Here is a 20,048-nt window from a genome sequence, read left to right as displayed (position 1 = left end):
ACTTTGTATCAGTCAAAACGACAACAACTTTTCACCTCAAGATACATAAGAAATCATGGCAACTATTGTAAACCGCTACGTAATCCGCCACTTGTCTGGCACCAAAGCTAACCAAGTCGAAGAGTTCGACTACAAGAAGTACAACGAACTGACATTCGGGCGGGCTACCTCCAATGTGGTTCGGTTCGATCCTGAGCGCGACGCGGCCGTTTCCCGCGAACATGCCAAAATCGTTCGGGAAGCTGGCAAACAACTTGGCTTCACCATCATCGACAACAATTCCCGCAACGGCATCTTCGTCAACAAAAACCGGGTTAGCGGATCGGCAATGGTTGAACCCGGCGACGAAATTCAACTGGGTCAGGGCGGTCCTACGTTTCAGTTCGATCTGAACCCACGGCCTGCCGAACTGATGATGAGCACCCGTGTCGTCGACATCCCGGTATCGGTAAAACCTACAACCGAGTTGAGCTTCACCGAAACCGCTGCTCCTTCATCAAGCGATAACGACATGACGGTTCCGCATAAAGTAGGTCTGGGCAAACAAACCGTTGAGCGGATGATGATGACTGAGCGCCGGAAAACGAACAAGTCGGTTCTGGTAAGCGTAGCGGCCGTACTGGTTGTGCTGTCTGGTTTAGCGTACGCCTTCAAAGACAAGTTCAAACCCGAAGTTAAAACGATCACGATTCACCACCACGATTCTACTAAAGTTATTGAGCCTGTCAATAACGGCTTAACAGCCGAGCAGATTGCCGCCACCAACACCAGCAAAGTTGTGTTCATCGAGTTTGGCTACAAACTGACGCACACCCTAACGGGCGACGATATTTACCACGAATACATGCCGATCAAACTAGCAAATGGCCAGGTCGTGAACAAGGCGGTTTACATCGAAACGGCACCGGGAAAAATTGAGCCACTGCTGGGTCTGAAACGGAATGTAAGTGTCGGCAAGCCCATCGCGATGGCGGGTGCCAGTGGTTCAGGGTTCGTGGTGTCGCCACAGGGGCATATCATGACCAACCGGCACGTTGCCGCAGCCTGGAACTCCTACTATAGCTTCCCGCAAGATGCCTTCCCCGGAATTCTGCTGGTGCAGGGTGCCAAAGGATGGGAAATCAGTTCTGAACCCGTACAGGAATTCCGCTGGGTACCGGGCGAAACGCAGTTCTTCGGCAAAAAGCCAATGTCGGGTAAAATCATCGAAGGCGTAAACACCTACATGGACGTAACTTTCAACAAGAACGAACAACGTTTCCCTGCACAGGGCAAGCCGGTAGTATCGCCGAAACACGACGTAGCCATTATCAAGATCGATCTGGCCGAAACGCTGACGCCGGTTAAACTCCTCGACGCCGACAAAACGATTGCCCCTGGTCAGCCAATTACGGTAATGGGTTACCCTGGCATCTCTCCCGACGTGTATGTAGGTGAATACTCGGGCGACTTCTCGAACCGGAATCCGCAGATCGTGAAAGTGCCTGACGCAACGGTTACCCCTGGCAATATCGGCAAAGTACTGCGTGGACAGGCTTCGGGCAAGGCAGCCGCCTACTACAGTGAGTTCGGTGACTACTACCAGCTTACGGTAAACGCAACGGGTGCCGGTAACAGTGGTGGGCCAGTGTTCGACAAAGACGGCAACGCCATCGGTATCTTCTCAGCCAGCACCAGCCGCGAAGACGCTACCCGCATCACTTTCGCCATCCCCATCAAATACGGTCTCGAACTGATGGGACGCCGGCAAGTAGTTGAATAAACTGTCCTCTGTCTCCTGTCCTCCGTTTACAGTTAGCTGACGCCTGATTTACTTGCGTCAGCCAACTGTAGACAGAAAACTTTAAACTGAAAACGAATACAACCATGTCACCCGCTCATTCCTTCCTCTACCGTATCGTTGCTGGCTATCGCCTGATCGAGTTTGTCGGGGCAGGTGGCATGGGAGAAGTCTTTAAAGCCACTCATCTGGAAACGGGTCGGCTGGCAGCGGTGAAAGTGTTATACCGGCCCGAATTTGTCGCCCGGTTCCGCAACGAAGCATCGGTTCAGGCATCGGTTTCTCACCCCAACATTGCCGCCCTGTACGATTATAGCCTACTCGACGACCGTCCGGCACTGGTGATTGAATGGATTGATGGACTCTCTCTGGATGAGTTGATTCGACGGAGAGAGCGCCTGAACAACGACGAGGCTACCCGAATTATCAAACAAATTGCCACGGCCATTGCCTACCTGCACCAGATGGGCATCGTTCACCGGGATCTGAAACCATCGAATGTTCGGATTCGGCCTAATGGTCAGGTAAAACTAGTCGATTTCGGAATAGCCAAAGGGCGCTTTACTCCCCAATTGACCAAAGTAGGTCATGCCGTCGGGACCACGGAATTCATGGCTCCAGAGCAATTTCGGGGCCAGGTTGATCTGAAATCCGACATCTGGTCGCTCGGTGTATTGCTTTACGAAATGACAACGGGTCATTTACCTTTTGACGAGGCTAATCCGCTTCTGCTACGCCACCAAATTGAACGAGGGCACTATACCCGTCCTCACCTGCTAAACCCAACCCTTTCGCCCAGGCTGGCCGGTCTGATTGCCAATTGCTTACATACTAACCCGGCCAAACGCCCAGCCGCCGACGAACTGGAAAGCGAATTAGATAAACCTGTTGATCAAGGCCTTTCTGTTCAAAATATCCTTTCTTTTGTTTCATTACCCGCTTTCGAGCTGTCCGCTTCTATCCACTCCATTCGTTATTGGCTAATTGCTTTGGCAGTCGGCCTGGGAATGCTTATTTTGGTTAACAATATCCATACTGGCCCTGAAAAATCGGGGACCGATGGCCCCCATCCTCCCCCTCCACCTGTGCATTACGAGCAACTCCAGGTGGAGGTACTCAACGTAGATTACGACATTCAACTGGTGATGCCAGACGGCACAGTACAGTCCAGCGAACCATTTGTGGTCAAACGCCGACCGGGTGAGCGCCTGCCAATCACCATCCGCCATCAGGGCATCGAGCAACAGTTTACCATTGAACCCGAAGTACAACAACTATATCAGTGTTATTTCGACCGATAGCAACGACATCAGCATGAAAAATTTCTTCAAATGGCTATTCGGGCAAGACGAGCCAACAGCGCTTCCGGAAACAGCCGAATCGGAACTCCAACCACCGACTCAGGGAACTACCCCACCGGACAATGCCCCCGCGGCCGACGAAATCAACGCCGTTGTACTTTCTGACCTGGGTAATATTCGCAAGAACAATGAAGACACCGGTCTGTTTGTTCGGCTGGCCGATGAAAATCTTCGCCGGATCAAAGGGCACCTACTGCTGGTAGCCGATGGCATGGGGGGGCATCTGGCCGGGGAAGTGGCCAGTCAGATGGCGGCCGAAATCGTGAACCGGGAATATTTCCAGCACAGCGAGAACATCGAAAAAAGCCTGGGTCGATCGTTTCAGTTGGCGAACCGGCAGATTTTTGACGAAGCCCGGCTACACGATGCTTTCCGGGGTATGGGCACCACCTGCACGGCCATTGTCGTCCACGACCATCAGATCTACTTTGCCCACGTTGGCGACAGCCGGGCCTATCTGTTCAAATCAGGTCAGTTGATTCAGTTGACCCAGGATCATACCTATATTCAGGAATTGCTACGGAAGGGCGGTATAACCCCTGAAGCAGCCGCCAGCCACCCAGAGCGCAACGTACTGACGCAGGCAATGGGAACCAAAGCCGATATTCGGGTCGATCTGGGCCGTTGTATTTTGCCCTTCGATCTGGGCGACCGGCTGATGCTCTGCTCCGACGGCTTATATGAATACTGCCTGGAAGCCGACTTTATCCGGGTATTGCAACAGACTGATTTACACGATGCTGCCGACGAACTGGTTACTATGGCCAAAAGCCGGGGTGGTCACGACAACATTACGATTGTGCTGGCCGAACGCATCAACACCGATTTGGGCGCTACTCCCAAAGAAACCCGCGAATTCGATTTACCTTTCACCCGTGATGTCGAACTTCCTCAATGACTACCACCATGCAATCCCCAATGAAAGGCCGACTAATCCATCATTACCGCGTTGAATCGCTGCTGGGCGAAGGCGGAATGGGTACCGTTTATCAGGCCATTGATACGCATCTCGAACGACCTGTGGCCGTCAAGATGCTGCATACACACCTCGTCAGTCAGACCTCGTTTATGGAACGTTTCCGCAACGAAGCGCTGATTCTGGCCCGGCTCAACCATCCCAATATTGCCGTCGTTTACAATTTCCTGCAGGATGGGTCGGACTACTTCATGGCCATGGAATTTGTGGAAGGTGATAGTCTGGAAGCACTGATCCGCAAAGCAGGGGCCTTATCGGCTACGGTAGCAGCCGAAATTGTCCGACAAGGTCTTGAGGGCCTTTCTCATGCCCACCGGAAAGGTATTTTACACCGTGACATTAAGCCCGCCAACCTGATGCTAACGCCCGAAGGGACCGTGAAGCTGATGGATTTTGGCATTGCCCGCGTGATTGGCAACCAACGCCTAACGCAGGTGAACCGCATTGTGGGTACGCTGGAATATATGGCTCCCGAACTGGTACAGGGCGAAGCACCATCGGCCGCTTCCGACATCTACGCTATGGGTATTCTGCTGTATGAATTGCTCTCGGGCAAACTACCTTTTGCCAGCCGGACCGATTATGCCCTGATGCAGGCTATCGTGCAGGAAAAACCCATTGCTTTGCGCAAACTGAATCCGCAGGTTCCTAAAGAACTGGAAGCGATTGTTCACAAAGCCCTTGATAAAAATCCAGCCAAACGATTTACCGATGCCAAAGAATTTCAGAAAGCGCTCCAACCCTATTATTCGCAACTGTCGATTCTTGACCCTGCCAAACTAACACTATCAAAACCCGCCACGACTACCGATGTCTGGAATATTCAACCCGTACGAAACACGGTGTTACTGGCCGAAACCAAAGTAACACCAGCCGCCACGGAGTCGGTTATGGCGCATCCGGCTATGCGCTGGGCTTCGGATAACTGGCAAACGTTGCTGGCGGGTGGGCTTACGCTGGTGGCATTACTATTTATTAGCCTGATCGTTTTCGACCAGACCGATACGCCATCAACCACGGCGGATCAAACGAAAACGGTTGTTCCTCAACAGGAAGTAAAACCGAAGCCCAAACAACCCGAAACAACAGTAGATCAACCGACTACCGGTGTTGCACTGGCTCAGGAAACACCAGCAACTATTTCGACACCTCAGCCTGCGCAACCGAAAACCGAAACACCCGCTCCGGTTGAGAAAAAGGAGAAAATCCAGCAACCCAAAACTGTAGCTCCCAAACAATACATTGCGGGTCCGGTAGAGGTGAAAAAATCAGGCGTTAGCTCACCCGTTGCCCCAACGGAAACACCCGCCAATCCAGTTACACCGGCTGTCAAATCCGAACCGGCTCCCGAAACCGTTGCCCCCAAAACAACCACCCGGAAATCAATCGCGATTCGGCGCTTGCGGGTCAATCTGGCACTGGTGGATGGGCTGTCGTCGGATGCCGCTCAGGAAGGTCAGTCGATTCGTTTTCGGGTCACTGAACCGGTTATGAGCGATGGCGAAGTAGTCATTCAAAGCGGGGCCATTGCCTATGGCGAAGTGAGCCGCATCAAACGGGCCGACGGTGAGGTGTTCCGCAAACGGAGCTTACTGGAATTCCGAATCAACAGCGTCGAAGCCGTCAATGGTAAACGCATTGCGCTGCGGTCGGCTACCATCAGCGACGAAGCGAAAGGACAGCCCGTTATTTTTCGCTCCGGCCAAACCTTCGAAGTACGTACCAGCGACGATGTATTGAATTTTTAACCCGAACCATTTAGTCACCTCACATAACTCATCTTCCTCATGCAACTCCTTCGTTTTACCATTTTTCTTTTCGGTGTTAGTTTGCTCTCATCAGGTATGCTTCAGGCGCAAACCATCCGTCAACAATCGACCACCGAAGGGCTGAGCCTGAGCTTACAGGGGCACTACATGGGTTGGTCGTCGGATTATTTTCAGTTTCTGGACGAAAATTCGGGTTCAGGGCCGGGCATTGGTGAGCGCATTGGTTACGGTCTGAATCAACGCTACGAACTATTCGGTCAGTATGACTTTACAAGCCTGAATCCTGATAAAATAGCGGGTAAATCGTTTCATTTTTCTCATCTAACAGGGGGAGTTCGCTTCAATTTTTCGGCAACTACCCGCGCCCTACGTCCCTACGCCGAACTGGGCTATGTATACCAGACAGGTAAAGCCGACCAGGTCCTTAACGGCAATGGTGGACGGGATAACCTGATTTTTAAAGGGGGCGCTTTACATGTTGGCGCAGGTCTCCAATACTTCGTTGCCCTTCCGGTAGCCATCACCCTGAACGGCAGCTTTCAGACCCTGGGTAAGTACCCTGTATCGGTGAACGGCTTCGACCTCAATCAAAAAGCCGATGTAACGTCATTCCGCATATCGGCAGGGGTAGCGGTGTATTTGAGTGAGTTATTTTAAAACAAACTCAACTGTCCTGATTTGGCAAAGGCACCTTCGTGTTCCAGTAGCCATTGCTTTCGCCATAGGCCGCCTGCATAACCCGTCAGGGAGCCATCAGAGCCAATAATTCGGTGGCAGGGCACCACGATCCAGAGTGGATTTCGGCCGTTGGCGGCTGCCACCGCCCGAATCGCTTTCTCATCGCCAATTCGTCGCGATAGGGATAGATACGATTGTGTTGTCCCGAACGGCACATCAAGCAAGGCTTTCCAAACCGATTGCTGAAATTCGGTCCCTGCCGGATTCATTGGAAAATCAAATGTTTGCCTCGTTCCGGCAAAGTACTCCTGCAATTGCTGAACCGCCTGCTGAACCGGCTCGGCAATTGCCTGATCAGACGTAGTTTCTGACGGGGAAACATCGGTACAGGAAATTACCGACACCCCATTGGCATCGCCCGCAACGCGAACCCAACCCAATGGCGATTTAAAAACGATTGTGTCCATTATTTCGCTTTACAAAAGTTTTTTCTCCTTTCCCCATGTCTGTGTCCTCACAGACACCCGTGCGTCAGCCATACGCTACCATTCGGAGGGAGGACACAGACACGGGAAGAGTTTTGCTTTAAAGCACGTTGCGCCCTTGCGGTTTAATTTATTACACTGCTTATTTTTTCGTAAGCAATTCAGCCGCCTGGGTGTCAACCAGCCAAACGAGTTCCCCCTCCGTCGGCTTAATAACCTGCGAAGGATATTTATCCGGGTTGTACGCTCCTTTCAATACTTCTCTGAGTGGCTCTGCTTTTTTCGGTCCAGCCACCAGAAACAATATACAACTAGCCCGATTTACGATGGGGGCCGTAAGCGTAAGCCGGTACATATCCTGTTGTGTAAGGAAATAAGCTTTAGTCCAGGCCGTTTGCTCATGGACAACTTCGGTACCGGGAAACAGCGAGAGCGTATGCCCATCGTCACCCATTCCTAGTAATACCAGATCGAAACTGGGTCCAGATGTTCCAAAATACTCATGTAAAACCCGGTCATAATCGGCCGCTGCGGCATCGGGTTCCAAATCGGTTCGCCAAACGTGTATCTGCGATTCGGGTGTATAGACATGCCCAAGCAGTGTATCATAGGCCATACCGGCATTATTCTGCGGATCGTCGATCGGTACGTATCGTTCGTCACCCCAGAACACATGCAACTGCAGCCACGGAATTTGCTCAGCGTAAGGTGATTTTGCCAGCAGTTCGTGTAGGGCTTTGGGCGTACTTCCTCCCGATAAGGCAATTGTAAATCGATCCTGTTTTTTCAGAACCTCTTTGATCTGCTTGGCAATAAATTCGGCTGCCGCCTTCGCCAGATCGGCTGGGTTCTTTTTTACAATCAGTTGCATAGATTATTATTTTTTGAATTAAACACATCGGACCGCCGAAGCGGAGGCACAGAGAACACAGAGATTTTTAATTTTATCTACTCTGTGTTCTCTGTGCCTCCGCTTCGGCGGTCCGATGTGTTTAATCTTATTTATTTAGTCACCACGAAGTCTTCGCGCATAGGGGTAAAAATATCGACCAGTACACCTGCTTCGACGCAAACGGCCCCGTGCCAGACATTCGATGGAATGTAATAGGCATCGCCCTCCCGAACCGTCCGGGTTTCGTCCCCGATAGTAATGTCGAACGCTCCACTGGCCACATAACTCATTTGCGTATGATGATGACTGTGTGGAGTACCGATCCCACCCGTTTCGAAGGCCACTTTCACCATCATCAGACCCGCATCGTAGGTCATGATTTTACGCTTTACCCCTTCGCCTACCGTTTCCCACGGCAAAGCCTGATCATCCACAAAAAGAGCAGCTAGTTGGGTGGTCATACTAACAGTTTACAGTTTACAGTTTACAGTTTTCTGTTCACAGTTTACTGACGCAGCAACAATTGACACGTTAGCCAACTGTAAACTGTGAACAGAAAACTGTAAACTTTCCTTATTTCATCATCCAGTGAAACCCATCCTTCTCGACCAGTTGAGTAGCGGCTTCGGGGCCCCACGAACCTGGTGCATAGTTCGGGAAATCAGGCGTTTCGGCCTCCCAGGCATCCAGAATAGGCGTAACTACTTTCCAGGCTGCTTCGACCTGATCGGCCCGCATAAACAGCGTCGCATCGCCCGTCATTACGTCGAGCAGCAGCGTTTCGTAAGCTTCCGGCTCCTGACCAGCGTAAGCATCTTTATAGCTGAATACCATTTCGACAGGATCAATGGCCAGCGTCTGGCCGGGCCGCTTGGCCTGGAATCGTAACCGAATATCCATTCCGGGCTGGATACCGATCGTCAGCCGGTTCGATTGCCAGCTTTGCGTCGCTTCAGAGGGGAATGCGTAATACGGGGCCGGTTTGAACTGGATGGTAATGACGGTTGCTTTTTCGGGCAATGACTTACCCGTCCGCAAATAGAACGGCACATCTTCCCACCGCCAGTTATCGACAAATAGCTTGATAGCGGCAAAGGTTTCGGTGGCTGAATCAGGCTTTACACCTTCCTCCTGTCGATAGCCAGGAATAGGTTTCCCATCTTTTTCGCCGGGGCCATACTGTCCCCGAACGGCAACATCTTTTACCTCTTCGGGTTTGATGCGACGGATGGCGTTGAGCACATCCACTTTTTTGTTTCGAACCTCATTGGCATCAAACGAGATCGGTGCTTCGGTAGCTACCATACACAACACCTGAAGCAGGTGATTCTGAATCATGTCGCGTAGGGCACCGGAGCCTTCGTAATAGCCGCCACGTCCTTCCAGGCCTACCGTTTCGGCTGCCGTAATCTGCACATAATCGACATAACGGCGATTCCAGATGGGCTCAAAAAGCGAATTCGCAAAGCGGAGTGCCAGAATATTCTGTACCGTTTCTTTACCCAGATAGTGGTCGATACGATAGATCTGTTCTTCGGCAAACAATCCACCCAACAGCGCATTTAACTCCTGTGCCGTCTTCAAATCACGCCCGAACGGCTTCTCCACAACTACCCGAACTCGTTCTTTATCACCACAAAGAGCGAGCTTTCCGAGGTTTGTAGCAATGCCCGGCACCAGTTGTGGAGCCACGGCCAGATAAAACACCACATTCGCCTGAACACCCCATTCGTTCTCTTTGCCCGTGACGAAATCCGACAGCTTGGTATAGGAAGCACTATCGCCAGCATCCATCTGGAGATACGACACCGTAGGTGCAAACGACTTCCAAGCATCGTCGGGACCATTTTTCCGCCGGGAAAACGATTGAACTCCTTCGAGCAGGTGCTCCCGAAACGTCTCGTCGGTATAATTACTCCGGCCAAGTCCAACGACGGCGAACCGATCGGATAGGTACTTATCCAGATACAGATTGTAGAGAGCGGGTGTAAGTTTACGGAGATTCAAATCGCCACTGCCACCAAAAATGAACAGAATCGTAGCAGCCGGGCGCTGGTTAGTTGCAGGAATCATTAGAAAACAGATTGTTGTCTGACTGAAAGACGGTGCAAGTTACCCGCCTTCCCGTTGTCGAACAAGTTTTAGTGTGTTTGCGTGATGCAGAGGATCGGCATGACCTTTGCATTTACTCCCTCAAACCAATTCCATTAACTTTTTTGTTCATTCCGGTCACGATTATTTAATTTACCGAATTACCTTTAACGATTAAAATCAAGGTTACTTTTTACGTATACTGTACTTTTCAGGTCTTCTTATGGAGCAGGTCATTGACTTTTTCCGACGACTTACTGATACGAGCGACTGGCCACCCCGCTGGTTTTGCGGCACCTGGAGCGATTTCCACGGCTGGCTCTATATCGGCTCTGATCTGATGATCTGGCTGGCCTACATGGTCATCCCGATGATTCTGGTTCGGTATCTATTTGTTAAAAAAGGGATACCCCTACCTGGTGTTTTCTGGCTTTTCGGTGCGTTTATTCTGTTGTGCGGACTGACCCACTTGCTGGATGTCATTATTTTCTGGGTACCTATTTACCGTATTAGTGCGTTGGTCCGCTTCCTGACAGGGCTGGTTTCCATCGCTACTGTGCTGGCATTATTCAAGTATTTCAACGAAGCCGTCGGCCTGCGTACATCCAAAGAATACGAGCGGGAATTATCGTTCAGGCAACAGGCCGTTCTGGAGCTTACTCGATCAAACGAAGAATTACAGCAGTTTGCCTACGTAGCTTCGCATGATTTGCAGTCGCCCCTGAAAACCATCTCCAATTACCTGAATCTGCTAAACAACAAGTATGCACCGCAACTTACTGATGATGCCCGCAAGCTGATTACCATTTCGATGAGTGCATCTGAGCGGATGCGCACCCTGATCGACGATCTGCTCGACTTTTCGCGAGTAGGTTCCAATGTGGTCTTCGCGCGGGTTGATCTGAATAAGACCGTTGCCGAAGTACTGGAAGAACAACAGGACGAGATTCGGGCTAGTGGCGCGAAACTGGATGTAGGCTCACTTCCCACGATTACGGCCCATCCAACCGACCTTAAGCAGGTGTTTCAGAACCTGATCTCCAATAGTCTCAAATACCGGAAAGCTGGCGTGGCGCCACAAATTACGATTCGGGCTATTGATGAATCCAACCAGTTTTGCTTTGCGGTCCGGGATAATGGAATCGGTATCGAACAGCAGTATTTCGACCGGGTTTTTCAAATTTTTCAACGCCTGCATGGACGAAATGAATACTCCGGCACTGGAATCGGATTAGCAACCTGCAAAAAAGTTGTTCATATTTACGGCGGACAAATCTGGATCGAAAGTGAGCCCGGTATAGGTTCGACTTTTTACTTTACAATTCCCAAGACTATCAAAACGACGCATCATTATGCCCAAACCGATTCGGTGCATTCTATTGATTGACGACGACCCCGACGATAACTTTCTGCATCAGATTGTGATCGACGAGTCCGGTTTGTGCGATCAGGTCAGGATCACCACAACCGGTACGGAAGCCCTGCGATATCTGACCGATACCACTCATCCGAACTATATTCGCCCTGATTTTATCCTGACCGATATTAACTTACCAGGTATGAATGGGTTTGAGTTTATGGAACGGTATCAACAACTGGACGATCAAGTGAAAAGCCAGCGTGCCGTATTGATATTGACCACATCGCTCAATCCGCTCGACACCAAACGGGCGGCTCTGTTTCCGGATATTAAGGGTTATTATGCCAAACCGCTTACCGAAACCATTCTACAATCCATTGTCGATCAGCATATAAAGGAATAAGGGCGTCTGCTAACCCATCAAAACGTCTTCTGTGGTGTTGGATCGTCAAAATTCAGCACTGCAGAAGACTTTTCTTCGTATTGATAGGGACACCATCAAACTACAAGCTAATTTTGTAGCTGTTGACGAGTTGTTTTGTTCTCTAGTTCAATTCCATTTTTTACTAATCAAGATTACCAGATGAAAATTGCCATTGGCTCCGATCATGCCGGTTTCCAGTACAAAGAAGCCATCAAACAAATGCTTATCGACCTGGGTCACGACGTAATCGATAAAGGTACTTATGCGGCTACGCCTTCTGTCGATTATCCCCTGTTTATTCGTCCGGTTGCCGAAGCCGTTGCTGCGGGTGATGTTGAACGGGGGGTTGTACTGGGCGGGTCGGGCAATGGCGAAGCCATAGCCGCCAACCGGGTTCGGGGGGTTCGGTGCGGCCTGTGCTGGAATGAAGAGTCGGCCCGGTTGTGTCGGCAGCATAACGATGCCAACGTGATTTCACTGGGCGAACGCATGATGAGTCAGGAAACCGCCCTTAAACTGGTTCAGATCTGGCTCGATACGCCCTTTGAAGGTGGTCGTCACCTCGCTCGCATTCAGGAGTTGGATAATTATTGATGAATAATGAACAATGGATAATGTAAAATGGATAATTAAAGTGTGTAGAAGCTCCTTCTCCCACTCCATTATTCATTTTACATTATCCATTGTTCATTAGTTTATGCGCATTCTCTGGCAGTATCTGAGGCCTTATCGCTGGCTGGCACTGGCGGCTCTGGCGCTGGCCGGTGTTGCTCAAATCCTCGCCCTGGTCGATCCCATCATTTTCGGTAAGATCATTGACCAGTACGCCACCCATCCCGGCCAGAAAACAGAGTCAGAAAAGGTTAGCGGAGTACTACACTTACTGGCGATTGCCGTTGGGGTTGCCATTCTGTCGAACATCACCAAAGCGTTTCAGGAATATTTCACCCGGCTGGTCGTGCAACGATTCGGTACGGATATTTTTGATGCAGGGCTACGTCAAACACTCCGGCTGTCGTATCAGGAATTTGGCGACCAAAGCAGTGGAGCCACCTTATCGACCCTGCAAAAAGTGCGCACGGATACCGAGAAGTTTATCAACTCCTTCGTAAATGTGCTGTTCTCATCTATTGTTGGTATGGGGTTCCTGATCTGGTATGCCATCACCAAACACTGGGCACTTATTCCGGTATTTCTGATCGGCGTGTTGCTCCTGGGCGGTCTTACTGGTCTGCTCAGTAAACAGATCAAAACCACGCAACGCACCATCAACCGCGAAACGGCCCTACTGTCGGGCGTTATCACCGAATCGCTCCGCAATATCGAACTTATCAAAAGCCTGGGACTTACCTTCCCGGAAATCCGCCGTCTGAAAGGATTGACAGCCCGAATTTTCGATCTGGAAATGACCAAAGTCCGTCGGGTAAGGTTACTGACGTTCTGGCAAAGCACCACACTGAACGTCCTGAAACAGTCGGTCTTATTTACGCTCCTCTGGTTGATTTTTCGGAATGTGCTCAGCACGGGCGAGCTGATTTCCATGCAGTTCATTTCCGTGTCGATCTTCAACCCCTTGCAGGATCTGGGTAATATTATTTTAGCTTATCGGGAAGCCGAAGCGGGATTGAACAGCTTCGAAAAACTAATGGAAAAACCCATCGAGCGGAACCCGGAAGCCGCCATTGAAGTAGGACCAATTGAACACCTGCGTTTTGCGGATGTAGTTTTCCGGCATAATGGGGCAAGCCAGAACGCCATCGATGGGGTATCGTTCGAAGCCTCATTAGGCGATACCATTGCGTTTGTGGGACCATCCGGTTCAGGTAAATCGACGATGGTCAAACTGCTGGTTGGCCTGTATCGACCTGTCGACGGGGAGATTTATTACAACGACATTTCTACCAAAGATATTCGGTTCAACCCCATGCGTCGGCAAATTGGGTTTGTTACGCAGGAAACGCATCTATTTTCGGGAACCATCCGCGAAAATCTGGCTTTTGTCAAACCCGATGTAACCGAAGCCGAGATGCTCGACGCACTGGATAAATCGGCCGCCGAGCACCTGCTGACTCGATCGGATAAAGGGCTCGACACCCCAATTGGCGAAGGAGGACTGAAGATGTCGGGTGGCGAAAAACAGCGGTTGTCGATTGCCAGGGCATTGGTTCGGCATCCGCGTCTGCTGATTTTTGATGAAGCTACTTCCGCGCTCGATTCGCTCACTGAAGAAGAAATTACCGAGACCGTTCGACACGTTTCGGCGCTTCAGGAACAAATTACGGTTTTAATTGCTCACCGCCTATCGACAATTATGCACGCCAACACCATTTTTGTCCTTGAAAAAGGAAAGATCGTTGAGACCGGTAGCCACGATGCATTGTTAGCGCAGAAAGGTCTATATTACGCCATGTGGCGGCAACAGATTGGCGAACGTAAAACCGGCGTTGCCCCAGCGATCTAATCCTCCATTTCCTGCATGAACAAACGCACCCGACAAGTCAGTTACTTCTTGTCCAGTCAGTACTTTTCTGACGGGTTGCGCACCACGCTCTCTATTTTGCTGCCCTCGCTGTTGTTCATGCAGTTTGACCAGCTACAGACAGGTCTGGCCATGTCGCTGGGGGCGTTGAATGTCAGTATCAGCGATGCCCCCGGCCCGGTTGCCCACCGACGTAATGGCATGACCGTTACCGTTCTGTTTGCATTTCTGGTCACGCTCATCACCGGGTTCGCTCGTATGAATCCGTACGTATTAGGGGCAGAAATTCTGCTGTTCAGCTTTTTCTTTTCGATGCTGGGTATCTACGGTAACCGAGCTACCTCCGTCGGAACGGCAGCCATACTGATCATGATCCTGATGCTCGACCGGCCACTCGACGTGGCTGGGGTAATCCACGAAAGCGGTTGTGTGCTCATTGGCGGACTGTGGTATACGGCTATCAGTTTGCTGGTATCCCGCTTACAGCCCTACCGGCTGGCGCAGCAGGCCCTCGGCCAATGCATCCATGAAATAGCGAAGCTCATGGCCATAAAGGCCGATTTTTACAGCAGTTCCACCGATCTGGACGATGATTATCGGCGACTTATTACTCAGCAGGTAGTGGTGAGCGAAAAGCAGGATGCCGTACGGGAAGTGCTGTTCAAAAGCCGACGCATTGTAACCGAATCCACTCGAACGGGCCGGTCACTCCTGCTTACATTTGTGGATGTAGTCGACCTGTACGAACAGATTACGGCCATGTATTACGACTATAGCGCTATCCGCGAACGGTTCGGCGGCTCGGGAGTTCTGGAAAAAATCGCCCGGGTTATTCGGCAACTCTCCGTCTCGCTCGATCATATTGGTCTTGCTATTCAGTCGCCGGTACCGCTAACGCTGAAGCAATCGGATGACATAACCCGTTCACTGGATCGGTTAAAACGGCGCATCGATACCCTGGGTGATCAGGAAGGGAGCAACCTTGTCCTGAAAAAAGTGCTGGTAAGTCTGCGGGCTGTTAGTCAGCGATTAACAACCCTGCAAAATAGTCTGGCCATGCCGGCCACTGACTCGGCTCGCACCGACAATCTGGAATATGGCCGTTTTGTTTCCCACCAGGACATTGAGCTAAAATCGTTGCTGGATAACCTGACGTTCGATTCAATCGTTTTTCGGTATGCAGTGCGGTTATCAATGGCCATGCTGATAGGTTTTGTGCTGACCAAACTCCTCCCCTATGGCCATCATAGTTACTGGGTGCTGCTGACCATTGCTGTGATTCTGAAACCCGCATTCAGCCTGACCAAACAACGGAATATCGAACGCATTATCGGCACCTTCGTAGGGGGGCTGATGGGGGTGCTGGTTCTGACGTTAATTCCCGACAAAATGGTTCATTTCTGGTTCATGGTGCTGTTTATGCTCGGTACGTATAGCACCCAGCGAACCTATTACATCGTGATGGTGATCTGCGTAACGCCTTTTATCCTGATCCTGTTCAGTTTTCTGGGTACCAGCTATTTAGGTGTTGCCGAAGAGCGTTTTTTCGATACATTATTAGGCGGAGCAATTGCACTGGTTGCTGGCTACCTGTTTTTCCCGCAATGGGAATCCGATCAGCTTGTGCCCCCTATGAGTGCTGTTTTGAAGGCGAATGTTCGGTATGTCCAACTCCTGCTCGATAGTTTGTCAGGACGTTCTATTGCCTTGGTCGATTACAAGCTGGCTCGAAAAGAGGTGTATGTGACATCAGCCAATCTGGGAGCCGCCTTCGAGCGGATGGTGTCGGAACCTAAACATAAACAACGCAATGAGAAACTAATTTATGAGTTCGTTGTCCTGAACCATGTGCTGTCGGCCAATATAGCCACCATCACCTCAACCCACGTCAACAGCGGCTCGAAGGGCTATCCGGCAACGGTTATACGTCCGATCAAACGAGCCTTACACACCTTAACTGAAAGCCTCCGCCGGTTAGAACCCAAGACAATACCGTCGACGGCAGAACTCATTGCTATAGATACGCCAGCGCCCGCTACGCCACTCAACGATCCAGCATTACAGGAGCAGCTCAATTTCATCCAGCAAATCAGCAGCGACATTAGTAAGTTAGTGGAACGGGCTAAACAGTAATCTATCATAAGTACGCCTTCACAATAGACCGTATTGTTACCAGCAAACGCACGATGGAACTGCTGTACTAAATTATCCAATACTTACTTCAATCCCGATCCGGCTTTATTAGACCTCTTTGGGCGCTAAGATATACGCCTGACTTTGCTGTTTCCGTTTGCGCCAGAGCCACAAGCCTACACTACTTAAAAGCAGAATTGGCAGGATAACCCATAGCCCAACGAAATTAGTTACCATCGGCTCTGCATCGCCCACGATGATCAGCCCAGCCCAGTAGTTGGGAAGTTGGCCTGCACCCTCAGCCGTTTTGAGCCAGTCCTGCTTTGCCCGTTGCAGAGCAATATCTTTGGTTAGTCCCTGGTCCAGATAGGTATAAAAAAGGTCTGTTAGCCGGTAGGTGGCTTCGTTTTCAACACTCCAGAGGGTAGTGAGCACACTGGGTACACCTAATGCGGCAAAACCCCGTGCCAGGCTAAAAACCCCCTCTCCGCGTTGATTAGCGCCAATCCCGGTCTTACAGGCTGCCAGCACTATCAACTTCGCATTAGGCAAGGCACCATCGGACAAATCAGACAATTTCAGAGTGGAATCGGCAAAATACAGTTTCGGCTCTTGGTCAGTACTATCGGCAACCGCGTGCGTGAACAGGTGAATAATACGAGCAGTGGATGCTTTGGACAGAAAAGCCTCGCGGGTAGCGGTTTCATGCGTCAGTAGTTTAGCCGAGCGGAATCGTTTACCGATCAGGGTTAAAGCAGCATCTGAATTAGGCAGCATCACCTGTCCGAGCGAGGGAGCGAAATCGACCGGCGCAATACCTAAAAAATCGTATGTCCGAAAGCCCGTAATCTGTCTATCAGGAGCCTGATTTTTCAGCAACAGACGAGCCGAATACACATAACTGAATGCATAATCAGCGACCAGATATTGTGGTTGACTAGCCGATCGGCTCAAGGCATCGAATGGAATAAAGAATCCATCGGGCGAGACTATAACCCGGCCTTTTGGCAAATTGAGCGGAGTCAGGAGTTGTTGATACAGACTGTTGCTGAGGATCAGGTACCGATTTACTTCCGACGTTTTGCGCATGGCTTCGGCAGTAGCCAGTAAAGGAGCAAACTGTTTCAAAGCCTGGGTATATGGACCGATTGGCTGCTTTTTCAAAATAGACTTACCACCCGAAACTGCCATCAGGTACAATGCACTATCCCCAACAAAATACGTAACCAATGAACTTCCCTGTTTCGTCAGATACCTTTGCAACTCAGCAAGCGACGGTGTAGCGTTATCGTATTTATACCGATAATAGGCCGGATTCGACTGTTCCAGTTCTTTCAGGAAACTGTTCAAGCTATCCTGACAGGCATTCAAAGCCATACGTACAGGCTCATAGTGAGTGCTGTCAGGGGTCAATGTAGCGATTTCTGCCTGTCGTTCACTCACTCGCTTATGCAAGCGCTTTTCTTCTGCAGCCTGTTTGGGGGAGAGTTGTCGTTTAGCTCCCAATTCGTTCAGTTTATCAGCCAGCATAACCGCCCGGCTTTTTTCCATAAACCGAAATGCCTGCTCAGTACTCCCAAGCCGATAGCAGGTTTCGATGGCGCGTTCATACATTCCCCGTGTTTTCTGTCGCCAAAATAGTTTGGATTGCTGGCCAATATGCTCCCACCGCATTATGTCAATCATCTGATCGGCTATTTGGTATGTAGATAGAGCATACTGCAACCGCTGAAGGCTTTTAGTTTCCTTAGCATAAGTCAGCCAGGTATTAGCCTTATCCTGAATGAGTGTCAATAGATATTCTTTATCCACTGCCAATTGCATAACTGCTGCAGACGGATTGTAGCGGCTATTGGATTGGTGGAAGTTAATAGGCAGCGTTAGTAGAGCTTTTTGGTATGTCACTAATGCTTTGTCGAACTGTTTTTCACGAGAATAAATAACTGCTATATTATTAAGTACCCGAGCTTTATGATATGGACTAGTAAATGTTTCATAAGCACGCTGAAGATAAACAATAGCTTTCCCGTAATCCTTGTATACATCCATGTATAAATACCCAAGATTACCAAGTGCATGAGCCGCTTGCTCTATCTGTCGATTTTGCTGATAATATGCGATTGCATTCAGATATAATGTAATCGATAAGCCAGCATTACCAGTATTAGCGGCTATTTCAGCTTTGATAACAGTAAAAAAAATGCGTGTATTGGTAGCACCTTTGATGGACTGAATAAGTTGAATAGCATTTTCTATAACAGGTAATGCTTCTTCGTATTTTCCTATTGACTTCAGATCACGAGCCTCTTCACCCAAACATAACGCTTCAAGCGTCTTATTGGCACATAACCGGGCCTGATATACACCCTGTTGCGCTAAATTTAATGCATTTTGGTAATCGCCCCTTTCCTGATATAAAAACGATAAATACATCAGCGCAAAGCCAACTGTCTGGTGGCTTTTATTGTATAATTTACCCAAATGAACGCAGGTTTTATAGAAGTTAATAGCCCCCGATTCATCCTGTAATAACTGGCGGATAACACCTAGATAGAGATAGCTATCGATTTGTAGAGTAGAATTTACATCATACTTCAGTTGTTGATTGATCGCAATACTTTCTTTAAATTTTTGAGTAGCCTTCTCATATTGCCCCGATGTATAGTACGCTAGGCCCAAATAATGTAGAACATTTGTGTAATTGGAGTCTAGGCAGTTATTCTGTTGAAGCTTTTTCTGTAAATCGGTTAACAGATTAATTTTCTGTGTATTTTCTTTCTTTCCGATTTCGACAAGTTGTGTATGAACTTCTGTAGGAGAAGGGCATTGTGCATGAGCAGTCGTTCCGACTAACCTAAGCATAATGATGCTGCTGCTGAGTAGACGAAAGACAGGAGTTAGTAGTTGTCTAATCATACAGCATCTAATTCTAATAGACAGGACTTTCATTTAACCCATTACTACAGCTATCATTAACCGTAGTAATAATGGGCACCTTGAAAGTCCTGCTGTATTAATTGGATTATTCCGAAAAATGGAAGCCTATGTGCTTCAAACAGCCAATTCTAATAGCCTAAGCAACCACATATATATCAATGAACTTTCGCTGAACGTTGTGCCTCGGTTCTGGATGACTCTCTTAATAAACATGACACAACGCTCAGCGAAAGTCCTGATCAAAATAAAAGTTGGGATTCAGGAAGAACTGTTTCAGTTAAACTTAAATCAGATTTAAAACCAACTACCAGTAAGACAGAATCATACTTTATTTCAAGAGCTCTTGTGCCAGGAGGTGGAGGGGGTGGAGGGTTTGTTGTTCCACCATTGCCTCTAACGACTACTCGCATATCTGTCCCATAGGCAATTACAGTTCCATCTGTTTTTACGGATAGGTTACTCAACGAAGCTTCTTTGGGAATTCCCCGACTCTTTAAAATAGCATTCGATGCATTTACGTAATGCAGTACAGATTCCAGAATATTCTGTTCAGGGGTTCCAGGGTCAAATTTGAAAAGAATTTGATCTTCCATATGGAAGACCCCTGTGTAAGGATCTTTTTCAACTTTAAAAGTTGGGTCGACACTTGCACGCAGAGCAATTAAGTCTTCAATTTTAGGCAT

16 protein-coding genes are annotated in these 20,048 nt (G+C 49.3%); 10 read left to right on the top strand and 6 right to left on the bottom strand.

Annotated features, from left to right (window positions below; all coding sequences use genetic code 11):
• Window positions 1-55 precede the first annotated feature (55 nt).
• From ACYVFD_RS18290 to ACYVFD_RS18270, 5 genes are all read left to right on the top strand, one after another.
• Window positions 56-1,762 carry a trypsin-like peptidase domain-containing protein gene (locus ACYVFD_RS18290; protein WP_461091848.1) on the top strand — a complete coding sequence of 569 codons (1,707 nt, stop codon included), beginning with the start codon at window positions 56-58 and terminating at the stop codon, window positions 1,760-1,762.
• A gap of 104 nt (window positions 1,763-1,866) precedes the next feature.
• A complete protein-coding gene (locus ACYVFD_RS18285) occupies window positions 1,867-3,081 on the top strand; it encodes a serine/threonine-protein kinase (protein ID WP_461091847.1) in 1,215 nt (404 codons plus the stop codon).
• A 13-nt stretch (window positions 3,082-3,094) separates the two neighbouring features.
• Window positions 3,095-4,039 carry a Stp1/IreP family PP2C-type Ser/Thr phosphatase gene (locus ACYVFD_RS18280; protein WP_461091846.1) on the top strand — a complete coding sequence of 315 codons (945 nt, stop codon included), beginning with the start codon at window positions 3,095-3,097 and terminating at the stop codon, window positions 4,037-4,039.
• A gap of 20 nt (window positions 4,040-4,059) precedes the next feature.
• On the top strand, window positions 4,060-5,865 hold the full coding sequence (locus ACYVFD_RS18275) for a serine/threonine protein kinase (RefSeq protein WP_461091844.1): 1,806 nt from the start codon (window positions 4,060-4,062) through the stop codon (window positions 5,863-5,865).
• Between the two features lie 39 nt (window positions 5,866-5,904).
• Window positions 5,905-6,543 (top strand): porin family protein, encoded by a 639-nt coding sequence (locus tag ACYVFD_RS18270; protein ID WP_461091843.1) that lies wholly within the window; start codon window positions 5,905-5,907, stop codon window positions 6,541-6,543.
• Here the strand turns inward: ACYVFD_RS18270 and ACYVFD_RS18265 are convergent.
• The 4 genes from ACYVFD_RS18265 to zwf all read right to left on the bottom strand — a co-directional run bounded on the left by ACYVFD_RS18265 (window position 6,540) and on the right by zwf (window position 10,014).
• Window positions 6,540-7,031 (bottom strand): methylated-DNA--[protein]-cysteine S-methyltransferase, encoded by a 492-nt coding sequence (locus tag ACYVFD_RS18265; protein WP_461091842.1) that lies wholly within the window; start codon window positions 7,029-7,031, stop codon window positions 6,540-6,542. The genes ACYVFD_RS18270 and ACYVFD_RS18265 overlap by 4 nt on opposite strands.
• Window positions 7,032-7,191: 160 nt before the next feature.
• Window positions 7,192-7,920, bottom strand: coding sequence for a 6-phosphogluconolactonase (pgl, locus tag ACYVFD_RS18260; protein ID WP_461091841.1), 729 nt, complete (start codon window positions 7,918-7,920; stop codon window positions 7,192-7,194).
• Window positions 7,921-8,051: 131 nt separating this feature from the next.
• On the bottom strand, window positions 8,052-8,402 hold the full coding sequence (locus ACYVFD_RS18255) for a cupin domain-containing protein (protein WP_461091839.1): 351 nt from the start codon (window positions 8,400-8,402) through the stop codon (window positions 8,052-8,054).
• Between the two features lie 112 nt (window positions 8,403-8,514).
• Window positions 8,515-10,014 carry a glucose-6-phosphate dehydrogenase gene (gene zwf, locus ACYVFD_RS18250; protein WP_461091837.1) on the bottom strand — a complete coding sequence of 500 codons (1,500 nt, stop codon included), beginning with the start codon at window positions 10,012-10,014 and terminating at the stop codon, window positions 8,515-8,517.
• Window positions 10,015-10,255: 241 nt separating this feature from the next.
• Here zwf and ACYVFD_RS18245 point away from each other — a divergent pair, with 241 nt between their 5' ends.
• The 5 genes from ACYVFD_RS18245 (at window position 10,256) to ACYVFD_RS18225 (ending at window position 16,428) form a co-directional block, all read left to right on the top strand.
• Window positions 10,256-11,419: a sensor histidine kinase gene (locus ACYVFD_RS18245; protein ID WP_461091835.1), complete on the top strand. Its 1,164-nt coding sequence runs from the start codon at window positions 10,256-10,258 to the stop codon at window positions 11,417-11,419.
• The gene (locus tag ACYVFD_RS18240) at window positions 11,385-11,795 is read left to right on the top strand and encodes a response regulator (RefSeq protein ID WP_461091833.1); all 411 of its coding nucleotides are present in this window, start codon (window positions 11,385-11,387) and stop codon (window positions 11,793-11,795) included. Before ACYVFD_RS18245 ends, ACYVFD_RS18240 begins: the two co-directional genes overlap by 35 nt.
• Window positions 11,796-11,975: 180 nt before the next feature.
• The gene (gene rpiB, locus ACYVFD_RS18235) at window positions 11,976-12,410 is read left to right on the top strand and encodes a ribose 5-phosphate isomerase B (RefSeq protein WP_020600763.1); all 435 of its coding nucleotides are present in this window, start codon (window positions 11,976-11,978) and stop codon (window positions 12,408-12,410) included.
• A gap of 103 nt (window positions 12,411-12,513) precedes the next feature.
• A complete protein-coding gene (locus ACYVFD_RS18230) occupies window positions 12,514-14,277 on the top strand; it encodes an ABC transporter ATP-binding protein (RefSeq protein WP_461091832.1) in 1,764 nt (587 codons plus the stop codon).
• A gap of 15 nt (window positions 14,278-14,292) precedes the next feature.
• The gene (locus ACYVFD_RS18225) at window positions 14,293-16,428 is read left to right on the top strand and encodes an FUSC family protein (protein ID WP_461091831.1); all 2,136 of its coding nucleotides are present in this window, start codon (window positions 14,293-14,295) and stop codon (window positions 16,426-16,428) included.
• Window positions 16,429-16,536: 108 nt separating this feature from the next.
• Here the strand turns inward: ACYVFD_RS18225 and ACYVFD_RS18220 are convergent, their stop codons facing one another.
• Window positions 16,537-19,344, bottom strand: coding sequence for a CHAT domain-containing protein (locus ACYVFD_RS18220; RefSeq protein WP_461091830.1), 2,808 nt, complete (start codon window positions 19,342-19,344; stop codon window positions 16,537-16,539).
• Between the two features lie 260 nt (window positions 19,345-19,604).
• Window positions 19,605-20,048, bottom strand: a complete 444-nt coding sequence (locus ACYVFD_RS18215; protein ID WP_461091828.1) for a hypothetical protein — start codon at window positions 20,046-20,048, stop codon at window positions 19,605-19,607.

It is taken from the genome of Spirosoma gilvum (assembly GCF_054776815.1).
Note: the sequence above shows the minus strand (reverse complement) of the source record. Positions and strands in the feature narration are given on the sequence as shown.

Bases quoted from the DNA above. Each gene is read 5' to 3' on its own strand.
- ACYVFD_RS18290 (WP_461091848.1), top strand. From the start codon at position 56: ATGGCAACTATTGTAAACCGCTACGTAATCCGCCACTTGTCTGGCACC.
- ACYVFD_RS18285 (WP_461091847.1), top strand. From the start codon at position 1,867: ATGTCACCCGCTCATTCCTTCCTCTACCGTATCGTTGCTGGCTATCGC.
- ACYVFD_RS18280 (WP_461091846.1), top strand. From the start codon at position 3,095: ATGAAAAATTTCTTCAAATGGCTATTCGGGCAAGACGAGCCAACAGCG.
- ACYVFD_RS18275 (WP_461091844.1), top strand. From the start codon at position 4,060: ATGAAAGGCCGACTAATCCATCATTACCGCGTTGAATCGCTGCTGGGC.
- ACYVFD_RS18270 (WP_461091843.1), top strand. From the start codon at position 5,905: ATGCAACTCCTTCGTTTTACCATTTTTCTTTTCGGTGTTAGTTTGCTC.
- ACYVFD_RS18265 (WP_461091842.1), bottom strand. From the start codon at position 7,031: ATGGACACAATCGTTTTTAAATCGCCATTGGGTTGGGTTCGCGTTGCG.
- pgl (WP_461091841.1), bottom strand. From the start codon at position 7,920: ATGCAACTGATTGTAAAAAAGAACCCAGCCGATCTGGCGAAGGCGGCA.
- ACYVFD_RS18255 (WP_461091839.1), bottom strand. From the start codon at position 8,402: ATGACCACCCAACTAGCTGCTCTTTTTGTGGATGATCAGGCTTTGCCG.
- zwf (WP_461091837.1), bottom strand. From the start codon at position 10,014: ATGATTCCTGCAACTAACCAGCGCCCGGCTGCTACGATTCTGTTCATT.
- ACYVFD_RS18245 (WP_461091835.1), top strand. From the start codon at position 10,256: ATGGAGCAGGTCATTGACTTTTTCCGACGACTTACTGATACGAGCGAC.
- ACYVFD_RS18240 (WP_461091833.1), top strand. From the start codon at position 11,385: ATGCCCAAACCGATTCGGTGCATTCTATTGATTGACGACGACCCCGAC.
- rpiB (WP_020600763.1), top strand. From the start codon at position 11,976: ATGAAAATTGCCATTGGCTCCGATCATGCCGGTTTCCAGTACAAAGAA.
- ACYVFD_RS18230 (WP_461091832.1), top strand. From the start codon at position 12,514: ATGCGCATTCTCTGGCAGTATCTGAGGCCTTATCGCTGGCTGGCACTG.
- ACYVFD_RS18225 (WP_461091831.1), top strand. From the start codon at position 14,293: ATGAACAAACGCACCCGACAAGTCAGTTACTTCTTGTCCAGTCAGTAC.
- ACYVFD_RS18220 (WP_461091830.1), bottom strand. From the start codon at position 19,344: ATGATTAGACAACTACTAACTCCTGTCTTTCGTCTACTCAGCAGCAGC.
- ACYVFD_RS18215 (WP_461091828.1), bottom strand. From the start codon at position 20,048: ATGCCTAAAATTGAAGACTTAATTGCTCTGCGTGCAAGTGTCGACCCA.